The sequence below is a fragment of the Streptomyces boluensis genome, from assembly GCF_009908195.1.
GTDB classification, from domain to species: Bacteria; Actinomycetota; Actinomycetes; order Streptomycetales; family Streptomycetaceae; genus Streptomyces; species Streptomyces boluensis.
Map to the genome: position 1 here is coordinate 1 of NZ_JAAAHS010000670.1, position 1,914 is coordinate 1,914.

The 1,914-nt window shown below is 72.7% G+C and carries 2 protein-coding genes and 1 pseudogene; 1 reads left to right on the forward strand and 2 read right to left on the reverse strand.

Annotated elements, in window-relative coordinates; genetic code table 11:
* Nucleotides 1–550, reverse strand: a pseudogene (locus GUY60_RS37280) (hypothetical protein); the annotation flags it as partial.
* A 116-nt stretch (nt 551–666) separates the two neighbouring features.
* Between GUY60_RS37280 and GUY60_RS37285 the strand changes: the two are divergent.
* Complete coding sequence (locus GUY60_RS37285; protein WP_312866574.1) at nt 667–1,353, forward strand: DNA alkylation repair protein; 687 nt, start codon at nt 667–669, stop codon at nt 1,351–1,353.
* Here GUY60_RS37285 and GUY60_RS37290 read toward each other — a convergent pair.
* A partial coding sequence (locus GUY60_RS37290; RefSeq protein WP_161705935.1) for a hypothetical protein occupies nt 1,343–1,914 on the reverse strand: 572 nt, incomplete at its 5' end. The two genes, GUY60_RS37285 and GUY60_RS37290, sit on opposite strands and share 11 nt — an antisense overlap.

The window sequence follows — 1,914 nt, forward strand, 5'->3', positions numbered from 1 at the left end:
GGTTGGCGATGTGGACCTCGCCGCGCAGCGCGGCCTCGGCGCCCGAACAGTGCTGCTCGTACGTGGCGTCGAGCTTCTGTACGTACCCCTGCGGGCCGAACTCCACGTCCTGGACGGTGAAGGAGCCGGTCAGGGTCGAGCAGCCCTTGCCGTTGCCGGAGAGCGAAAGGCCGGGCTCCGTCGGGCCGTTGGAGCCGGAGGCGGTCGCTCCGGTGTACGTGCCGGGGGCGAGCGGGGTGCCCGAAGGGGCGGCCAGGTCGAGGGTCCACCAGGCGCCGTCGGCGGCGTTGACGGAGACCCGGACGAGACCGTTGTCCGTCGAGCCGTAGACGCCGAGGCGGTCCTGCGCCGCGGTGGAGTAGGCGTACGAGTTGCCGCCGGTGACCCAGTCGCCGGTGTCGCCGCTGAAGCTGAGCGAGCCGGTCTCCACGGTGAGGTCCATGGCCTGCGCGGCCGGAGCGAGCGCCAGGCCCGCCGTGGCGAAGGCGAGCGTCGTGGCGAGCACCGCGCCGGAGCGGCAGGCACTGCGTCGGAGCGTACGGATGTTCATGGGCGAGTCCCCTCAGGAACAAGACGTGTGCGGACACACGAGACGGCACGTGACCAGGGCGGCCACGCGCTGCTGTCGATCGAAGCGGCTCGGTTATACAGCAGGCGTTCGTCCCGGTGCGAGCGAGCGGACGAACCGGGACGAACACCCGCATACTCCTCGCCCCCACCCGCTGCCGAGGCTTCCGCCGTACGCTGAAACGCGCACGTCAGGGAGGTGTACCTCAGGGACGCGCACTCAAGGGCGCGCACGTCAGGGACGGAAAGTGGGAGGACCTCGCGGTCGGGCTCTGGGGGACCGGGGACAGCGCGGCGCGGCTGCTCGCCCTGCTCATCTGCCGCCCCAAGGCCTTCGACCGGGACACGCTGGACGCGATGGTGCGTGATGCCCGCACACCCAAGGTGCACGACTGGCTCGTGAACTACGTGGTGAAGAAGAGTCCGTACGCCGACGAGCTCCGGCTCGCCTGGAGTGCCGACCCGGATCCGGTGGTCGCGAGCGCCGGCTGGGCGCTGACCACCGAACGCGTCGCGAAGCGGGCCGACGGCCTGGACCTCGCCGGGCTGCTCGATGTCATCGAGGCGGAGCTGAAGGACGCCCCGGACCGGTTGCAGTGGGCGATGAACCACTGCCTCGCCCAGATCGGCATCAGCCACGAGGAGCACCAGGGCCGCGCCCTCGCCATCGGCGAGCGCCTGGAAGTGCTCAAGGACTACCCGACGCCCCCGGGCTGCACCTCACCGTTCGCGCCCACCTGGATCACCGAGATCGTGCACCGCCAGGAACGGGACGCTACGGCGTAGGCCCCGGCAGCGCGGGCGGGGCCGGGGCGGCCGGCGGCTGGAGCGGGGGCGCTGTCGCCTCCACCAGGACGAGCGCGCTGGACGGAACCCCGGCCCGCAGTTCGAGCAGGGTCACAAGGGCGGTGTGCAGTTCCTCGACCCCTTCGTACGCCTCGTGTGCGAGGACGAGGCGGGCGCGGGTCTCCAGGTGCTGCCACGCGTACCGGCGCCGCAGGTTCGCCATCTGCCGGGCGTCGGCGCGCAGGAACGTCGAACCGGCCGAGAAGCCCGCCGCGAGCAGCGCGAGGATCGCCGCGGGCACCCGCGCGCCGGGTGAGGCGAGCCCGGCGGCACCGGAGATCCCGGCGAGCACGGCCGCAGGGAAACCGAGACAGATGTACGTGGCGTTCCACAGCTTGCCGCGCCGCTGGGCCCGCCGGGCGCCGATCCTGGCCTCGGCGGCGATCCCCTCGACCTCCTGGGACAGATGCCGCATCCGCCCGTCGGCCTGCCCGCCGCCACTGTCGCCGTCGACCTCGCCGTCGCCGTCTCCGGCCCGGTCCTCGCCCGTGTGCACCCCGG